Here is a 16303-nt window from a genome sequence, read left to right as displayed (position 1 = left end):
GGCCAGTTCACTGGTGTTTTCTGATGAGGTCTGCGCATCGTTCGGCCATCATCATGACGGTGATATTCGGGTTGACCGCTGGCAGTTTCGGCATTGCAGAGGCGTCGACCACGCGCAACCGTTGTGTCCCTTTGACGCGAAGTTGCGGGTCGAGCACCGCCATGGGGTCGTCTGCTGCCCCCATGCGGGCGGTTCCCGCCGGATGGTAGACGGTGTTGTGCGTCTTGTGGATGTAGTCCAAGAGCTCGTCGTCGGTGGACGCGTCGAGGCCAGGGGCGAGCTCGCGTTCGACCCAGCCCCGGAGCGGCTCGGTGGCTGCGATTGTGCGGGCCAGCCGGATCCCGGCGAGCATCACCCGCTCATCGTGCCCTTCGGGGTCGGTGAAGTATCGTGGGTCGACTTTCGGCCGGTCCCGGAAATCTTTCGAGCGCAGCCGAACAGTGCCACGGGAGCGGCCTTGGGTGACGTTCGGGGTGAGACAGAAGCCGTTCTCCGTCGTCGGATATCCCCAGCGCACCGTGTTCATGTCGAACGGCACGCTGCCGTAATGCATCATGAGGTCGGGCAGGGGGAGCGAGTCGTCGGTGGTGGCGAACAGGCCGATCTCCCACCACTGGGTGGAGGTGCGGGTCATGGGGCGCGCGGCCTCCCAGAAGACGAGGCCCTCGACGTGGTCGTCGAGGTTCGCGCCCACGCCTGGGGCGTCCACGCGCACGGGAATGCCCGTCTCCCGCAGGTGATCGGCCGGACCGACCCCGGAAAGCATGAGCAGCTTCGGGGTGTCGATCGCGCCTGCTGCGAGGATCACCTCGCGGCTCGCGAGGACCTCGTCGTACCCGCTCAGATCTGGGCGCAGGCACCGCGCGCCGGTCGCGCTCAGCGTCTCGTCCATGAGCAGCTCGCTGACCCGGCATCCCGTGCGCACCTGCAGGTTCGGGCGTGACCCAAGAATGTTGTGGAGGTAGGCGCGCGAGGAGGACATCCGGGCGCCGTCTTCGGTGGCGTTGATCTGGAACCAGCCTGCGCCGTTGCGCACAGTGGTTCCTCTGTTGAAGGCCACTGTGGGGAGGCCGACTGCGGCAGCCGCTGTGAGCAGGTCGACACCGCACGGGTCGGCAGGGGGGATGTCTCTGATCCGAACCGGTCCGCTGCGCCCGTGGTGCTCGCCGGGCGCCGTGTTGTTCTCCAGACGGGCCACGTACGCAAGCAGCGTGTCCGCTCCCCAGCCCTCGGCCCCCATCGCCGCCCATTCGTCCAAGCCCTCCCCAGGAGGCCAGAACGCGATGCAGGAGTTGTGCGAGGAACAGCCGCCGAGCACTTTGGCTCTCGCGTGCCGCAGGAAACTGTTGCCCTTCTCCTGCGGCTCCACCGGATAGTCCCAGTCGTACCCGGAGTCCAACAGGCGCATCCACTGCGAGAGCTCCAGGATCTCGCAGTTGCCGACGTCGGACGGCCCGGCTTCGAGCAGGCACACCGTCACGGCGGGGTCTTCGCTGAGCCTCGCGGCCAGCACGCAGCCCGCGCTGCCGCCGCCGACGATCACATAGTCGAAGCTCATGCAGGCACCCGTTTCGGCTCCGAGTGCGCGGCGATGACGCCGATGTGGCGACGGCCCCATCCGTAGAGCCAGACGAGGCCGGAACCGAGGATCACGCCGATGTAGAGGAACGCGCCCCACGTGTTGTACCAACTGGCGCCGTAGACCTCTTCCCTGGGCCAGGCCAGGTTCACGGCCATGCCCACGCCCCAGAGCACTGCGAGGATGTTCACCACGAGCCCCCATCGGCCCATATGGAAGTATTTTTTCCGGTTCTGCTGCTTGGGCCATTGCCCGCGCAGGCGTTGGACCAGCATCGGCGCGGTGACCAGCAGATAGGCGAGATAGATCATGAGCACCGCGATCGAGGTCACCACTGTGAAGATCTGCGGCTGCCCGATATTGACGAGCAGGATCAAGGCGGCGACGACGCCGATGACGAGGGCGGGGACCACGGGGGTGCCCCAGCGTGGATGGACCACGGCGAGCTTTTCCCCGAACGGGAGCGCGTTGTCCCGGGCCATCGCGAAGGCCGTCCGGATGCCCGCCGTGTGCACGGCCAATGCGCAGACGAACACGGCGAGCACGACGCTGCACAGGAACGCTTTGCCCAAGGGGCCCTGCAACACCTGCCCGACGAGGTAGTGCAGGCCCCCGTCGGGGCTCCCGAGGAGCGGGTCGTCCAACCGGGGCGCGGCCATGATCGCGAACACCAGTATCCCGCCGCCGATCACAAAGGAGGCCAGCACCGCCCGAAAGATCGCCGCGGGCGCGGTACGCCGAGGATTGACCGTCTCCTCCCCGAGGGAGCTGGCCGTGTCGAAGCCGTACATGACATACCCGGACGCAAGAGAGGCGATCAAGAAGCCGCCGAGGTATCCGCCGCTCTCCGTGGCGCCGTCGCCGTGGGTGGAGAAGAACACGCTCGGCCCCCGGACGGCGTTCGCGGCAAGGACGACCACGATCGCCACCGCGGCGAACAGCTCGACGGCCACGCCGACGCTGTTGATGAACGACATGAGCCGGACTCCGGCCATGTTGATGGCTGTGGTCAGCGCGATCGCGGCCACGCCGAGCAATGCGGCGTTCTCAGCGCGGTCCACCGGGTTCTCGGCGGACCCGACCAGCTGGAACCCCGCCCATAGTTTCGGCAGGCTCAACTGCAGGGCGAGCGTCACCGCCGCCAGCGTGACGATGGAGGAGGTGAGCATCAACCATCCGGCGGACCAGCCGACGACACGCTCGCCGAGGGCTTTCGCCCAGTTGTACACCGAACCTGCGACGGGGTAGTGGGCGGCGAGCTCCATGAAGCACAGCGCGACCATGAGCTGGCCGACGAACACGAGCGGCCACGACCACGCGTACGCGGGTCCGCCAATGCCGTAGCCGAAGTAGAACAGCTCGAACACGCCGGTGAGGATGGAGATGTAGCTGACTCCTGCCGCGAAGCTCGCGAACTTGCCGATGCTGCGGTCGAGCCGTTGCACGTAGCCGAACTCCGCCAGTCCGTGGTCGGCCTCCACGATCTTCAAGCCTGCGAGCATCGCGAGTTTCGCGTCTTTCGCCATGGTTTCAGTCCTTTCCGCCGTCCGCGAACCAGTTCCCGGCTTTCGGCTCGGTGTTGCGCCAGAAGTGCTTGCTCTGCTGGTATTCGGCCAGCCCGCTCGGACCGAGCTCCCTGCCGAAGCCGGAGTCGCCGAAGCCGCCCCATTCCGCGGCAGGGGCGTAGCGGCCGAAGTCGTTGATCCACACCGTGCCGTGGCGCAGGGCGCGGGCCACTCGCTCGCCACGCTCCTGGTCGGCGGTGCGCACCCCGGCCGCGAGGCCGTAGCGGGTGTCGTTGCCGAGGCGGACGGCCTCGTCCTCCGTCGTGAATCGCTCGACGGTCAGGATCGGGCCGAACGTCTCTTCTTGGACGATGCGCATCCGCCGGTCGCAATGGTCGAAGATCGTCGGCGGGTAGTAGGCGCCCTCGGCCAATCGCGGATCGTTCGGGCGCTGTCCGCCGCAAACGAGCCGAGCGCCTTCGGCGACGCCGAGGGCCGCATAGCGCTCGACTTTCTCGCGGTGCGCGAAGGAGACCAGGGGGCCGGTCTCGCTCGCTGGGTCGAGCCCGTCGCCGACGGTGATCCGCGCGGCCCGTGCGGCCAGCTCTGCGACCAAGCGGTCCGCCACCGGCTCTTCGACGATCAACCGGGTCCCCGCCGAACAGACCTGCCCGGAATGCAGGAAGACGCCGGTGAGCACGGCGTCGACGGCGCTGTCCCAGTCCGCGTCGGCGAAGACGATGTGCGGGTTCTTGCCGCCCAGCTCCAAGGCGACCTTCGTGACGTGCTTCGCGGCTGTCGCCGCGATCCTCGTGCCGGTGTGCAGGCCTCCGGTGAACGAGACCAGATCGACGCCGGGCGTGTCGACGAGCGCCGCCCCGACCACAGCTCCGGAGCCGAGCACCAGGTTCACCACGCCAGCAGGAGCCCCGGCCTCTTCGATCAGGCGCACCAGAGCGATGGTGCTCAGCGGGGTCACCTCGCTTGGCTTGAGCACCATCGTGCACCCTGCCGCGAGCGCGGGGGCGATCTTCCACGAGATCTGCAAGAGCGGGTAGTTCCACGGCGCGATCATCACGCACACCCCGACCGGTTCGAACGTCACGCGGCTGTCGATATCGGGCTCGCCGACGTCGACGCTGCGCCCGTAGCTGGCGGGGTCCTCGGCCAGTTGCGCGTAGTAGCGGAACACCGCCGCCACGTCGTCGATGTCGATCCGGCTCTCTTTCAGGGTCTTGCCGGTGTCCAACGTCTCCAACCGGGCGATGGCCTCGCGGTCGCGGTCGAGCAGCTCCGCGATAGCTGAGAGCAGAGCGGCGCGTTCCTCGGGGGCGCTGCGCGGCCATCGCCCGTGCTCGAACGCTGCGCGAGCCGCCGCGACCGCTTGCGCCGCGTCTGCCGCAGTCGCCTCGTCCACCAGCGCGATCACCTGCCCGTCGGCGGGGTTGACCGACTCACGGGTCCCGTCGTCGGAGGATCCGGTCCATCTGCCGCCGAGGAACAGGCTCGGCCGCGGCGGCTGGAAAGGCAGGGCGTTATCCATCGAGCATCTTCCGCACCCAGCCGTGGAACAGGCCGATGTGGTGCTCGGCGGGCACGAGCACTCCTCCCGCGTGGTACGCGCGGGAGCGCATCGCGGGCTGGGTGCGCTCGCAGGCTTGGAAATCCTGCGTGTTCACCCGGTGGAAGAGTTCGACGGAGCGGGAGACGTCGTCCCCCCTTTCGACCACTTCCGGCAGATAAAGCCAGTCGCACACCACCCGCGTCCGGTCGGGGGCCAACGGGAACATGCGGTGCACGATGGCGTGGTCGGGGGTGAGGTTCACGAACACGGTGGGTTTGATCGTGACCGCGTAGTACCGACGGTCTTGGTCGGGGCCGAGGTCCGGCAGCTGCGCCACGCCGGGGGAGCCGTCCACGGTGAAACCTTCGACGTGTTCGCCGAACTGCGCTCCGTGGCCGACGAAATATTGCGCGGCGAGCCCGCCTGCGAATTCAGGCAGCACTTTGACCAGCTCTGGGTGGATGGACGCGCAGTGGTAGCACTCCATGAAGTTCTCGATGATCAGTTTCCAGTTGGCCGCGACGTCGTATTCGATCCGTTTGCCGACTTTGAGCCGATCCAGGTGGTACCGCTCGATGGCCGCCGGATCGCCGAGCCGCTCGGTCGCCGCCCCGACCACGTCCGTCTCGAAGGACGGGGGGTCCTTGGCCAGGCACACCCAGGCGTAGCCGAGCCACTCGCGAAGCGGCACCGGGACGAGGCCGTATTCCGTGCGGTCGATGCTCCGGCCCGTGTCGTCGCACAGGGAAGACAGGTTCGGCGCGGCGACCAGTTTGCCGTCCAAACCGTATGTCCAGGCGTGGTAGGGGCAGCGCAGTGTGCGCTTGGCCTGGCCGTGCGGTTCGACGCAGAGCATCGCCCCCCGATGCCGGCAGACGTTGAGGAAGGCTCGCAACTGCTCGTCCCGCCCACGCACCAGCAGAATGCTCTCGTGCCCGACGGTCACAGCGCTGAACGCCCCGGGGGCGGCTAATTCGTCCGTGCGGGCCGCGCAGAACCACATCGACTCGAAGATGCGCGCTTGCTCGGCGGCGAACACGTCCGGGCTGTGGTAGTACTCTCCGGAGAGAGTGGGCAAGAGGGTCATCGGAGCACCAGCCTTTGCGGGTCGAACAGGCCGATCGGATGAGCGGTGGAGCCTGTGGTCGCGAGATCGGCGAGGATTTCGCCGACGACCGGCACGAATTTGAACCCGTGCCCGGAGAATCCGCACGCCACGGTCACCGCCGCGCAGTCAGGATGGCGGGCGACCACGAAATGCTCGTCCGGGGTGTTCGAGTACATGCAGGTGGCAGTGTGCACGCAGGGGCTGTCCAATGCGGGGACGAAGCCGCGGATGCGTTCGCGCATCTCGTCGACCTCCGCAGGGCGCACCACCCGGTCGATGGTGTCGGGGGAGCAGGGGGAGCCGTTGCGGAAGAACGCCACTTTCACGCCGCCGCCCGGCCCGTCGATCGCGGGGAAGCCGTAGGTTTGCGCGCCGTCCGGCCATTCGTTGATGAAGACAGGAGCGTTCTCGAACGCGCCCGTCCCGCCGACTGGGTCGAACCAATAGAGCACTTGGCGCTCCACTTCGATGGGGATGCGAAGGCGTTCGAGCAGTTGTGGAGCCCACGCCCCCGGGCAGATCACCAGCTGTTCGGCGAGGTACGGGCCGTGCTCTGTGCGCACCACGACCCCTGATGCGGTTTCTTCCCAGTCCAGCACGGGCTCGCCGAAGCGCAGCTCGGCCCCGGCGCCGAGCGCCAGGTCGATATGGGCTTGCACGGTCGCCTCCGGCCGGGCGAATCCGGCGCGTTCTTCGTAGAGCGCGACATCGTCGGGCTGCGGGGCGAATTGCGGGAACCTGCGGCGGATCTCGGCGGCGTCGAGCAGCTCGTACGGCAAGGACCACTCTTGGCTGGCTTTGAGGCTTCCGGCGACGGTGCGACAGTCCGGGGAGCCGAGGAATATGCCACCGGTGAGCCGGTACACATCGGACCCGGAGTCTCGGGCCAGCTCCTCCCACAACGCATAGGAGCGCAGCAGCAACGGGACATAGGCGGGATCTTCGAAATAGGACTGCCGGATGATCCGCGAACCGCCGTGGCTGGAGCCCTTGTCGTGCGCCGGGGTGTGTTTTTCCAGGCCGAGCACCCGTCGCCCGCGCTTGGCCACGTGGCACGCGGCGGCGCTCCCCATCCCGCCGAGCCCGACGACGATCACGTCGTAGCTGTGCTCGCGCGTCGCGTGCGGCGTGCTCATCGTTTGATCCTGGCCATCTCGGGGTCCACCACCGGCTCGGCGGACACGACGGCGGCCAGCTCCGCGCCGAAGTAGTCCACCGTTGCCTCGGCGCCGATCGGCGTCTCGGCGGGCAGCCACGCGTAGGCGATGCAGCGCCCGATGGTCGCGGACCAGCCCGCGCTGGTCACGTAGCCGACCGGCGAGCCTGCGACGAGCACCGGCTCTTTGCCGAGGACGACCGCGTCGGGGTCCTTGAACACCAGGCTGCGCAACATCGTGGGGGGAGCCGGGGCTTCGGCGAGCGCGGCCCTGCCGATGAAATCGCCCTTGCCCATCCGCACCGCGAATCCGAGGCCCGCCTGCGCCGGGGTGTGCTCGGTGGTGACGTCGGTTCCCCAGAGACGGTAGCCCTTCTCCACCCGCAGACTGTTGAACGCGACGCGGCCCGCCGCGATCACCCCGTGCTCTCGCCCGGCTTCCCGCAGGACGTCCCACAGCGCCCGCCCGTGTTCGGCGCTCGCGTAGACCTCCCAGCCGAGCTCGCCCACGTAGGAGACACGGAGCAGCGTGACTGGGATGGCTCCCAAATACGTTCGCAACGCGGTGAAGTAGCGGAATTTCTCATGCGACAAGTCGTCCGGGCACAATGGCTGGGCCAGCGCTCGGGCGAGCGGCCCCCACACGCCGACGCAGCAGGTGCCGCCGGTGATGTCGCGCAGCGTGACGGAGCCGTCGTCGGGCAGGTGCCCGGAGATCCAGTCGAAGTCCAACGGCCCGTTGACCGCGACTTGGAACGTGTGCGCCCCGAGCCGCGCGACGGTCAGGTCGCTGCGCACGCCGCCGCGCTCGTCGAGCATGAGGGTGTAGACCACCGAACCGACCGGCTTGTCGACGACGTTCGTGGTGAGCCGGTCCAAAAGGCTCAGCGCGCCGGGGCCTGCGACCTCGTAGCGGGTGAGCGGGGTCATGTCGTAGAGCGCGACGCGCTCTCGCGTCCAGGCGGCCTCGGCGATGGAGATCGGGGAGTAGAACTTGTCCGACCACCCGTCGCGTTCCGGAATGCGCGTCCCCCCTTCGCGCAGCTCGGCCAAGAGCGGCGCGTTTGCTTCGAACCAGGCCGGGCGCTCCCAGCCGCCGCCTTCGAAGAAAGACGCTCCGAGCTCCTGCTGCGCCGAGTGGAACGGGCTGGTGCGCAGTCCGCGCAAGACGGTTCGGTACTCGTGCGGGTGGATGATGTCGTAGACCTCGATGAAGTTCCGCGCGCTCGTCTCTGCGACGAATGTCGGGCTCAACGCATGCTGCTCGAACCGGTTCAGGTCGCATTCATGCAGGTCGAGCCCGCAAGTCCCATCGACCATCCATTCGGCCATAGCGGCGGCGACCCCCGCGGAATGGGTCACCCAGACCGCTTCGGCGGTCCACAGCCCGGGCAGCTCGCGGTGCTCGCCGAGAATCGGGAAGCCGTCGGGGGTGAACGAGAAGACCCCGTTGAAGGCTTCCTCGACTTTCGTCTCGGCGAGCGCGGGCAGCAATGCCATCGATGCGCGCCAGGCGGGGGCGAAGTCCTCCTCGGTGAAAGGGAGCATCGACGGCATCGGCTCGTCCGCCGTGTCGACGGCGAGCGAGCCCATGTCCACCGGGATGGGCCGATGGCTGTAGGAGCCGATCCCGAGGCGGTCGCCGTGCGCCCGGTAGTACAGGTCTTGGTCTTGATGGCGCAGGATCGGCAATCCGGCGACCGGCAGGCCCGGCAGCTGTCCGGTTGTGGCGTATTGGTGCGCCATCGGGAGCAGCGGCACGGCGAGCCCGAGCTTTTTGGCGAACTCGGCCCCCCAGAACCCGGCGCAGCAGACTACGAAGTCGGCTGCGATGTCGCCTTCGGCGGTCCGCACCCCGCACGCCCGGCCCCCGTGTTCGAGGATCTCGAGCGCCTCTCTGCGGGCAAAGAATCTCGCGCCCCGCGCGCTGGCCCGTTCTGCTTGGCTTTCGGCGGCGCGCAGCGCGAGCGCGAGCCCGTCGGTCGGAGTGTGCAGACCGCCGAGGACGGCCTCAGGGAGGAGCAGCGGATGCAGCGCGGCGCACTCCTCGGGTCCGATCAGGCGGGCCTGGATCCCCCAGGAGCGCGCCCAGCCGGACTTGCGGCGCAGCTCCGCCATCCGCGCCTCGGTCGTGGCGACTTCCAGTCCGCCGACCTGGTCGAAGGCCCCGAGTTCGAGGAATTTTTCCACCGTGCGCCTGGCGAGGGTGCTCATCGTCTTCGAACTGTTGGTCTGGAACACCAAGCCTGGCGCGTGCGAGGTCGAGCCCCCCGTGGCGAAAAGCGGCCCCCGGTCCAGGACGGTCACGTCGGTCCAGCCACGCCCGGTCAGCTCGTCGGCGAGCGAGCAGCCCACGACGCCGGCGCCGATGATGACGACTTTCGGAGATGTCAATGTCCGCTCCTGGGCTGCGAGGGATCAACTGTGGTGGTCCGCCTGCGGCGGACCAAGGCTGGACCAAGAAAGCTATGTTGCACTATGCGCAACATAGCTCGCTATACGCAACTCAGGGTACGGTGATGGAAAGATGGCTGTCAAGGCATGCTTTGTTAAAAACAGATTGAAAGCATGTTTACCGGCGCGAGGGGTAGCCCAGGCGCAGGCTGATTTCGCGCGCGGAGCCCAGGATCTCCTGCGCCATGGAGGGCAGGGCGCTCTGCGGCATACGGTAGGAGGGGCCAGAGACGCAGAGCGCCGCGACGATTGCCGTGGTGTTGCCCCTGACCGGGGCGGCGACCGCGTTGAGCCCCAGCTCCAGCTCCTCTGCCGCGTAGGCCCAGCCTTGTTCGCGCACGAGGGCCAGATGCTCTTCGAGCACCGTGAAATCCGTGATCGTGTTCGCGGTGAAACGCTCCAGGCGGCCGCTGAGGCGCTCGCGCAGTTCGAGCGGATTCAATTCCGCGATCAGCGCCTTGCCGCTGGACGTCGCGTGCGCGGGGCTGGCCTGGCCGACCCATGAGCGCAACACGACTTCGGCGGGGCCGGGAGCCTCCACGATATTGATCGCGAGGCCGTCTTCGAAGATCGCGAGATTGACGGTCTCCCCGAGCCGGGCGGCGAGCTCGTCGCATTTGCGTTGGGAAGCCTTCCCGAGGTCGCGCACGCCCGAGGCGGAGCCGGCCAGGCGCACCACGGCGAATCCGAGCTGGTATTTGCCGTTCGCGCCGCGCTCCACGAACCCCCTGCCCTCCAGCACCGCGACGAGCCGGGACGCGGTGGATTTGTGCACGCCGATCTCTTCGGCGAGCTGGGTGATCCCGGTCGGCCCGCTCTGCGCGAGGATCTCCAGGACCAGGAGCGCCCGGTCGACCGATTGGACTGCCGCACCTGATCCACTGTCGCGTTGTACGATGCTGTTGCTCATAGAGCAACATTATTCCCGATGGGGCACGAGCTCGGAAAGGAACACCATGCCGAACTACGTCCAGGGCGTCATCGCGCGGAGCAAAGGGAGCTCTGTCGAGACGGTCACTGTGGTCGTCCCCGACCCAGTCGGCCACGACGTGCTTGTCCGAGTGCTCGCCTGCGGGGTGTGCCACACCGACCTCGCGTATCGCGAAGGCGGGATCAACGACGAATACCCCTTCCTCCTCGGGCATGAGGCGGCCGGGGTCGTAGAGGCCGTCGGAGAACAGGTGACGCATGTCGAGGCGGGCGATTTCGTCGTGCTGAACTGGCGCGCGGTCTGCGGCGAGTGCCGGGCTTGCAAGAAAGGCAAGCCCTGGTACTGCTTCAACACGCACAACGCGAGCCAGAAGATGGCCCTCGAAGACGGCACCGAACTCACCTCGGCGCTCGGCATCGGCGCGTTCGTCGAGAAGACCCTCGTGCACGAGGGCCAATGCACCAAGGTCGACCCGTCTGTCGACCCCGCTGTCGCAGGCCTGCTCGGCTGCGGGGTGATGGCCGGCCTCGGCGCCGCGATGAACACGGGACAGGTCTCGCGCGGGGACTCGGTCGCGGTGATCGGTTGCGGCGGCGTCGGGGACGCCGCGATCGTCGGGGCCGCTCTCGCGGGCGCGACGACGATTGTGGCCGTGGACCGGGACGACCAGAAACTGCGGTGGGCCGTCGAGCTCGGCGCGACGCACACGGTCAACAGCGCCGAGGCAGACGCAGTCGTGGCGGTCCAAGAGCTGACGGGAGGGTTCGGGGCTGATGTGGTGATCGACGCGGTGGGCAGGCCGGAGACGTGGCGGCAAGCCTTCTCCGCGCGGGATTTGGCGGGAACGGTGGTCCTTGTCGGGGTGCCGACTCCGCAGATGCGCATCGAGATGCCGTTGCTGGATTTTTTCAGCCACGGCGGCGCGCTGAAATCCTCCTGGTACGGGGACTGCTTGCCCGAGCGCGATTTCCCGATGCTGGTGGACTTGCATCTGCAAGGCAGGCTCCCATTGGAGAAATTCGTCACCGAGCGCGTGGGGCTCAACGACGTGGAGAAGGCGTTCGCGGCGATGGGAGCTGGTCAGGTGCTGCGTTCGGTGGTGGTGCTATGAGCGGGCTGCGGATCGAGCGAGTGGTCACGTCGGGAACGTTCCGCCTCGACGGGGGAAGCTGGGCGGTGGACAACAACATCTGGTTGGTCGGCGACGACTCCGAGGTGCTCGTGGTGGACGCCGCGCACGAGGCCGCGCCGATCATCGCCGCGGTGGCCGGCCGCAAGGTGCTCGCTGTGGTCTGCACGCACGGGCACAACGACCACGTGACGGTCGCGCCGCAGCTCTCCGAGGAGCTGGACGCCCCTCTGCTCCTGCACCCCGGGGACGACGTGCTGTGGCGGCAGACCCACCCGGGGGTGCGCTACGGGGAGCTGTCCGACGGGTTGCGGATTCCGGTGGCGGGCGCCGATGTCCAGGTGATCCACACCCCGGGGCACTCGCCGGGCTCGGTCTGCCTGCACGCGCCGGAAGCGGGCGTGCTTTTCTCCGGCGACACCTTGTTCTCCGGAGGGCCAGGAGCCACAGGGCGGTCGTACTCGGACTTCCCGACCATCATCGCCTCGATCCGCGACCGGCTGTTCTCGCTCCCCGAGCAGACTCTGGTGCACACCGGCCACGGCGACGGCACCACCATCGGCACGGAGGCTCCGCATCTGGCCGAATGGATCGCAGCCGGGCGGTGAGCCGAAGCGGGCAGCGTGCTGCACTGCTTTCGGCGTGACCACGCAGAGAAGACGAAAAAGAGTGTCGCGCCGTGGAGGGCCCGCATCACGGGGGCTCGGGAGACGGCGACCTGAACTGCCGTTCAGCTCTTTCAGCCCAGTCCCGTAGGCAGAGCATTTGGAATGCGTGAACACCGTGAATTCTGGGCTACGCGTCCAGTCTGCACTGGAGGAGGAGGAAGAGCGGGCGGGTGTAGTGCTCTTGCCACCAGGGGTCGGTGTCGAACTGCTCTGGCGTGGGCCGGGGTTCTGTGAGGCCGGTGATGACGAACCCCGCTCGTAGGATCATGCTGACGTGTTCTTCGAGGGAGAAGAACCGTTGGACGGAGGGTTCGGGGGAGACGAGTCCGTCGACTTCGAAGTGTTGGACGACCATGCGTCCTTCGAAGTATTCGTCGAGCGGGGGCTTCTCGTTCTGGGAGTCGCGGGCGGTGTAGTAGCAGGGGTGCAGGGCGAGAGACACGAGACGGCCGCCGGGTCGCAAGGCTCGGGCGAACTCGAAGAAGCGTTTGCCGGGGTCTGCGAGGCCGTGGGGGAGCCGGTTGGCGACGACCACGTCGACGGAGTTGTCGGGCAGCGGCAATGCGGCGATGTCGGCGACGTGGTAGGTGATCGCTGGGTCGGGGAGGTCGCGGGCGGCGGCGACGAGCTCGGCGCAGGCGTCGACGGCGTGGACGTGCCCGGCGCTGCGGCGGGCGAGCTCGCGGGAGAAGTAGCCTTCGCCGCAGCCGGCGTCGAGGAAGGCCTTTCCCTCGCATGGGCCGATCGCTTCGAAGAGCGCTCGATCAACAAGTCCGGTCTGGTACTTGTCGCGCCCCTCGCGGATGATCTGGGTCCAGAAAGCGGCGTTCGCCGAGTACGCGTCCGTGATCTCCGGGTCGCCTGCGGCCATAGTGTTCCTTGCCGTTTGAAATCTGTCTGTGGCGTCTGGATCTTACGGTTTGGCCAGGGATTTGGCGAGCGCGGCGCACGCGCGCTCCACGAGAGGGACCACTCCTGTCTCTATTCTTGTCACGAGCGCATGGACCAATTGCGGCCGCATCCCCCGAGGGCCGGGTCGTGGGCGAGCAGGGTCGGCACCGCTTCGGGCATGATCTCCATCTTTCCGGGAGGAAATGCCCCGCGTCAAACCCGGTGCGGTTCAGTCCGTCATGCCCCGCACAACATGCGCATTGGTGAGCACGTGCGACCGATCCAACACCAGCCCCGTACGCGAACACTCAGCACCGTCCTCGGAGGATAGTCCGGCGATTTGCACGGTGACCGCCTTACAGCAGGGAATGATGAGCGCCCCTCCGAAAACCTCAGACAGCCACAGCGATCCACGCATCTGCGAAATAGAGCCAATGTTCGACATGTGACTTTTCCTCATGATCGGGGTCGTGTGGTCCCAGCCTCGGTCCAAGAGCAATCCTGCCCGCTCCATCGCTCCGAGAATTTCCGCGACCTCTCGGAAGGACCCGCTCGCCACGCCATGATGCGCAAGATACTTCATGAAGTGGTGGATACACCAGAAATTGCTCGTGCCCTTCTCGTCTCGTGCCCTTCTCGTAAGGAGCGCCCACAAGTTCCGCTATGGATTGATCCTGCACAAGCGAGAAAAACCCGTGTGCGAGCATCGCCACGTGGACCCGTCATTCAACACTGTTGGCCGCGCTCGTCACAGCAGCCTTTATTGGAGAAGCATCATCAGCGTCTGAGGTTTCGCTGCCCAGGTGCCCTGCATTGTCCGTCGGCATCGATGTCCCTCTCTGTCTCAAACGTACTGTTCGTAGGGTTATTCGGTTATCGCCCTAGCTCAACCGTGGTTCGACGTTCCAAAAATCCCATGATCACGTTCCAAGGCGTTTCAGCTCGTATGTCTTGATCAGGGGCTTGTCAATTTCCATCCAGTCCACCTATCAGCAGGCGAGTCGGATGTAGACACGGGACTCTCCGTCGTCTTTCGCGCGGATGACGACCCACTTCCCGGCAGAGCCACCGCCCTCGTTCTCCTCGTGCTCCCCTCCGGCGGAACCGTTCGTCTTCACCGTTTCGGCGAGACCGCTGCCTTTCCAATAGTTCTCAGCCAGCGCCTCGGGAACGCCAGGGGCGAAGTTGTGCAGTCCTGAGAGGTCTTTGAAGGACTGAACTTCGCCGTTTGGGATGTCGGCGACGAGCTGGATCAGCATATCGCCGCCGGCCCCGTCGATCCGTTGCGCGGAGACCACGTGCGGCATCGAGCGGAAGTGGATGTTGCCGCATTTGCCGGCGTCTTCGAGGATACTCTCCTCTTTGCTGGAGCACGCGGTAATCGCGAGCGTCGTCGCCAGTGCCAAGACTGGGATTGTTTTGCCCGCCGTATGCCGCCGCTGATCGGTTCTTTCTCGACGTCCAGATGTTGTCCGTTCGGTCATGCGACGACCCCTTTCCAGACACCGCCGTAGGTGTTGCCTTTGACGCGGAAGCTTCGAGCCCACCCGGCCTCTTCCAACCATCGCATGTCCTCGTCAGCGTTGAGCGCCATGGAATGTTTGAAGTCAGTGGCGAATCCGCCAAGGCGGCCTTCGCTCAGGTGGTAGTAGTAATAGTCGTAGAAGTACACGTCGTAGACAATTTCAGCGGTGACCTCACCGTTCCCGATGGGTCGGTTTACCACGGTGTCGCTGACGACGGCGGTGGAGAAGTGCCCCAGCGCATAGGTCACATCGGGACTGTCAGTGGGGTAGGTGACGCGCCACTCGTTTTCATCCATAGACGGGGGGTTGACGAACTTGCCGTTGATCTCTTGTTTGATGTTGAAGAGCGACGGGTCGCGGCGGACGTTCTCCACGGCTTGCCGTTTGATGGAGTCCAGGCCCTTTTGGACACCGAATTTCACATCGTCCGTGGCCATGAGTTCGTCCAAGAACTCGAAACGCGGGTTGAGGTCATAGACGAAGCCCTCTTTGTTGTTCCCCATGAAGTAGCCGAGCAGCTCGCTCGCGAACGTCCACCCCTCGGAGTCGAACCAAGCCTGGACGGCTGCGCCGACGGCGCTCTTCTCCAAAGCGGTGGGCTTGTCCCAGATATTGTTTCGCCACCCGTATCTGGCGCAGTCGTCGGGTACGGCCTGTTCAGGAGGCTGGCGCAAGGTCGTCCTCCCACCACGTGTTGCCCCCGTACCCGTAGCTCGTGCGGCCACGGGCCTGGACCGAGGAGATGGCTGTTGACTCGCCGCTGCTCGGGATCGCTTGCGCGGACTCGGCGGCGAGCGCGTCCTGCATGCCCTGCACCGTCACGACGATACCCTCATGACGTGACAGCGCTTCCGCGTGCGCGGCTTGAATGTCGCCACGAATCTCGACGCGCAGGATCTCGCGCATCGGACTGTCGAGAATCGTGCCCCATAGCGCGAGCGGCAGGGTGAAGCCAAGGCGGGTGGTGGGGCGCATCAGGTCGTTGACGAGCGCGAGCGCTTGATTCCGGGCTTGCTGCTCGACTTGCTGTCCGCCTTGCCGAAGCACGGCGGCAACTCCCGTCATATGGCTGCTGCGCTCGTCCGCGAGGCCGCGTCTCGTGTCCGAGGCGCTGGTGAACGCTTGCGCGCCAGCGCCCGACCAGTGTTGGGCGAGCCATTTCGTCCCGTCCCCGAGGTTGGAGGCCACGCTTGGTCGTTCGAACCGAGGAGCCCGACGTGCTCGGCGAGGGGCTGCAACGAGCCCCAGTCGCAGTCAATCGGTTCGAGATGGTCAGCGACAGGTTTAATACCAGCTGCCGCTTCCAGTTTGGCTTCGAGCGGGGCAAGGGTCTCGATGGCCCATTGGACGACTCGGCGCGCCCCAACATCGGCTGGACCTATGCTCAGCACATCGGGGTGTTGTGCGCCGCCCCAGGCCGTGTGGTCGAGCTCGCCCGCAGCGGCGCCGCCCAGTCCGAAGATATTCAGAGCTTGCGCGTTGTGCTGGTCCCACCCGTGATAGAGACGCCCGGCTTCCGACAATCCGCCCGAAAGCTTGTAGAGCGCGTCCCGGTCCCGCTGGTGCGCGTCGGACACTCGGTCGCGGAAGCTCCTCAACGGGGCGACGAGATCCGCCAAGAGCCCAGTCGCGCCAGAAGGTAGCTTGACCGACCCCATTATTTTGTTCGCGAGATCCCAGAACTTGTCCGTGAAATCCCCGACATCGGTCCCGAAGCCCACCACATGCCCAGGCGAGACCGTCAATCCGCCGCTCGGCTTCATTCGCCCCCTTTTTTCCTCGAAACGCGCTG

At 66.5% G+C, this 16303-nt stretch carries 14 protein-coding genes; 2 read left to right on the top strand and 12 right to left on the bottom strand.

Annotation, left to right across the window (positions count from 1 at the left end):
* Positions 1–7: 7 nt before the first annotated feature.
* The 7 genes from SROT_RS12395 to SROT_RS12365 all read right to left on the bottom strand — a co-directional run bounded on the left by SROT_RS12395 (position 8) and on the right by SROT_RS12365 (position 10276).
* Positions 8–1558 carry a GMC family oxidoreductase gene (locus tag SROT_RS12395; protein ID WP_013139368.1) on the bottom strand — a complete coding sequence of 517 codons (1551 nt, stop codon included), beginning with the start codon at positions 1556–1558 and terminating at the stop codon, positions 8–10.
* Positions 1555–3105, bottom strand: coding sequence for an APC family permease (locus SROT_RS12390; protein WP_013139367.1), 1551 nt, complete (start codon positions 3103–3105; stop codon positions 1555–1557). The genes SROT_RS12395 and SROT_RS12390 overlap by 4 nt, the downstream gene beginning before the upstream one ends.
* 4 nt (positions 3106–3109) lie before the next feature.
* Positions 3110–4627: an aldehyde dehydrogenase family protein gene (locus tag SROT_RS12385; protein ID WP_013139366.1), complete on the bottom strand. Its 1518-nt coding sequence runs from the start codon at positions 4625–4627 to the stop codon at positions 3110–3112.
* Positions 4620–5735, bottom strand: coding sequence for an aromatic ring-hydroxylating oxygenase subunit alpha (locus SROT_RS12380; protein ID WP_041407307.1), 1116 nt, complete (start codon positions 5733–5735; stop codon positions 4620–4622). The genes SROT_RS12385 and SROT_RS12380 overlap by 8 nt, the downstream gene beginning before the upstream one ends.
* Positions 5732–6892 carry an N-methyl-L-tryptophan oxidase gene (solA, locus tag SROT_RS12375; RefSeq protein ID WP_013139364.1) on the bottom strand — a complete coding sequence of 387 codons (1161 nt, stop codon included), beginning with the start codon at positions 6890–6892 and terminating at the stop codon, positions 5732–5734. Before solA ends, SROT_RS12380 begins: the two co-directional genes overlap by 4 nt.
* A complete protein-coding gene (locus tag SROT_RS12370) occupies positions 6889–9306 on the bottom strand; it encodes a GcvT family protein (protein WP_013139363.1) in 2418 nt (805 codons plus the stop codon). Before SROT_RS12370 ends, solA begins: the two co-directional genes overlap by 4 nt.
* 178 nt (positions 9307–9484) lie before the next feature.
* A complete protein-coding gene (locus SROT_RS12365; protein ID WP_013139362.1) occupies positions 9485–10276 on the bottom strand; it encodes an IclR family transcriptional regulator in 792 nt (263 codons plus the stop codon).
* Between the two features lie 46 nt (positions 10277–10322).
* Here SROT_RS12365 and SROT_RS12360 point away from each other — a divergent pair, with 46 nt between their 5' ends.
* On the top strand, positions 10323–11408 hold the full coding sequence (locus SROT_RS12360) for an S-(hydroxymethyl)mycothiol dehydrogenase (protein ID WP_013139361.1): 1086 nt from the start codon (positions 10323–10325) through the stop codon (positions 11406–11408).
* Positions 11405–12034, top strand: a complete 630-nt coding sequence (locus tag SROT_RS12355) for an MBL fold metallo-hydrolase (RefSeq protein ID WP_013139360.1) — start codon at positions 11405–11407, stop codon at positions 12032–12034. The genes SROT_RS12360 and SROT_RS12355 overlap by 4 nt, the downstream gene beginning before the upstream one ends.
* A 187-nt stretch (positions 12035–12221) precedes the next feature.
* Here SROT_RS12355 and SROT_RS12350 read toward each other — a convergent pair whose 3' ends face one another.
* The 5 genes from SROT_RS12350 to SROT_RS12325 all read right to left on the bottom strand — a co-directional run bounded on the left by SROT_RS12350 (position 12222) and on the right by SROT_RS12325 (position 16274).
* On the bottom strand, positions 12222–12965 hold the full coding sequence (locus tag SROT_RS12350; RefSeq protein ID WP_013139359.1) for a class I SAM-dependent methyltransferase: 744 nt from the start codon (positions 12963–12965) through the stop codon (positions 12222–12224).
* Between the two features lie 1009 nt (positions 12966–13974).
* A complete protein-coding gene (locus tag SROT_RS12340) occupies positions 13975–14391 on the bottom strand; it encodes a hypothetical protein (RefSeq protein ID WP_041407305.1) in 417 nt (138 codons plus the stop codon).
* Between the two features lie 74 nt (positions 14392–14465).
* A complete protein-coding gene (locus tag SROT_RS12335) occupies positions 14466–15185 on the bottom strand; it encodes a hypothetical protein (protein WP_013139357.1) in 720 nt (239 codons plus the stop codon).
* Entirely contained in the window at positions 15169–15576 is a 408-nt protein-coding gene (locus SROT_RS12330) for a hypothetical protein (protein ID WP_041407301.1), read from the bottom strand. Before SROT_RS12330 ends, SROT_RS12335 begins: the two co-directional genes overlap by 17 nt.
* Positions 15573–16274, bottom strand: a complete 702-nt coding sequence (locus SROT_RS12325) for a hypothetical protein (protein ID WP_041407299.1) — start codon at positions 16272–16274, stop codon at positions 15573–15575. Before SROT_RS12325 ends, SROT_RS12330 begins: the two co-directional genes overlap by 4 nt.
* Positions 16275–16303 lie beyond the last annotated feature (29 nt).

Source organism: Segniliparus rotundus DSM 44985 (assembly GCF_000092825.1).
GTDB classification, from domain to species: Bacteria; Actinomycetota; Actinomycetes; order Mycobacteriales; family Mycobacteriaceae; genus Segniliparus; species Segniliparus rotundus.
Note: the sequence above shows the minus strand (reverse complement) of the source record. Positions and strands in the feature narration are given on the sequence as shown.

What these genes read in the sequence shown, in the direction of transcription:
- SROT_RS12385 (WP_013139366.1), bottom strand. Translation starts at nt 4,627, where the DNA reads ATGGATAACGCCCTGCCTTTCCAGCCGCCGCGGCCGAGCCTGTTCCTC.
- SROT_RS12380 (WP_041407307.1), bottom strand. Translation starts at nt 5,735, where the DNA reads ATGACCCTCTTGCCCACTCTCTCCGGAGAGTACTACCACAGCCCGGAC.
- solA (WP_013139364.1), bottom strand. Translation starts at nt 6,892, where the DNA reads ATGAGCACGCCGCACGCGACGCGCGAGCACAGCTACGACGTGATCGTC.
- SROT_RS12390 (WP_013139367.1), bottom strand. Translation starts at nt 3,105, where the DNA reads ATGGCGAAAGACGCGAAACTCGCGATGCTCGCAGGCTTGAAGATCGTG.
- SROT_RS12330 (WP_041407301.1), bottom strand. Translation starts at nt 15,576, where the DNA reads ATGACGGGAGTTGCCGCCGTGCTTCGGCAAGGCGGACAGCAAGTCGAG.
- SROT_RS12365 (WP_013139362.1), bottom strand. Translation starts at nt 10,276, where the DNA reads ATGAGCAACAGCATCGTACAACGCGACAGTGGATCAGGTGCGGCAGTC.
- SROT_RS12395 (WP_013139368.1), bottom strand. Translation starts at nt 1,558, where the DNA reads ATGAGCTTCGACTATGTGATCGTCGGCGGCGGCAGCGCGGGCTGCGTG.
- SROT_RS12325 (WP_041407299.1), bottom strand. Translation starts at nt 16,274, where the DNA reads ATGAAGCCGAGCGGCGGATTGACGGTCTCGCCTGGGCATGTGGTGGGC.
- SROT_RS12350 (WP_013139359.1), bottom strand. Translation starts at nt 12,965, where the DNA reads ATGGCCGCAGGCGACCCGGAGATCACGGACGCGTACTCGGCGAACGCC.
- SROT_RS12355 (WP_013139360.1), top strand. Translation starts at nt 11,405, where the DNA reads ATGAGCGGGCTGCGGATCGAGCGAGTGGTCACGTCGGGAACGTTCCGC.
- SROT_RS12360 (WP_013139361.1), top strand. Translation starts at nt 10,323, where the DNA reads ATGCCGAACTACGTCCAGGGCGTCATCGCGCGGAGCAAAGGGAGCTCT.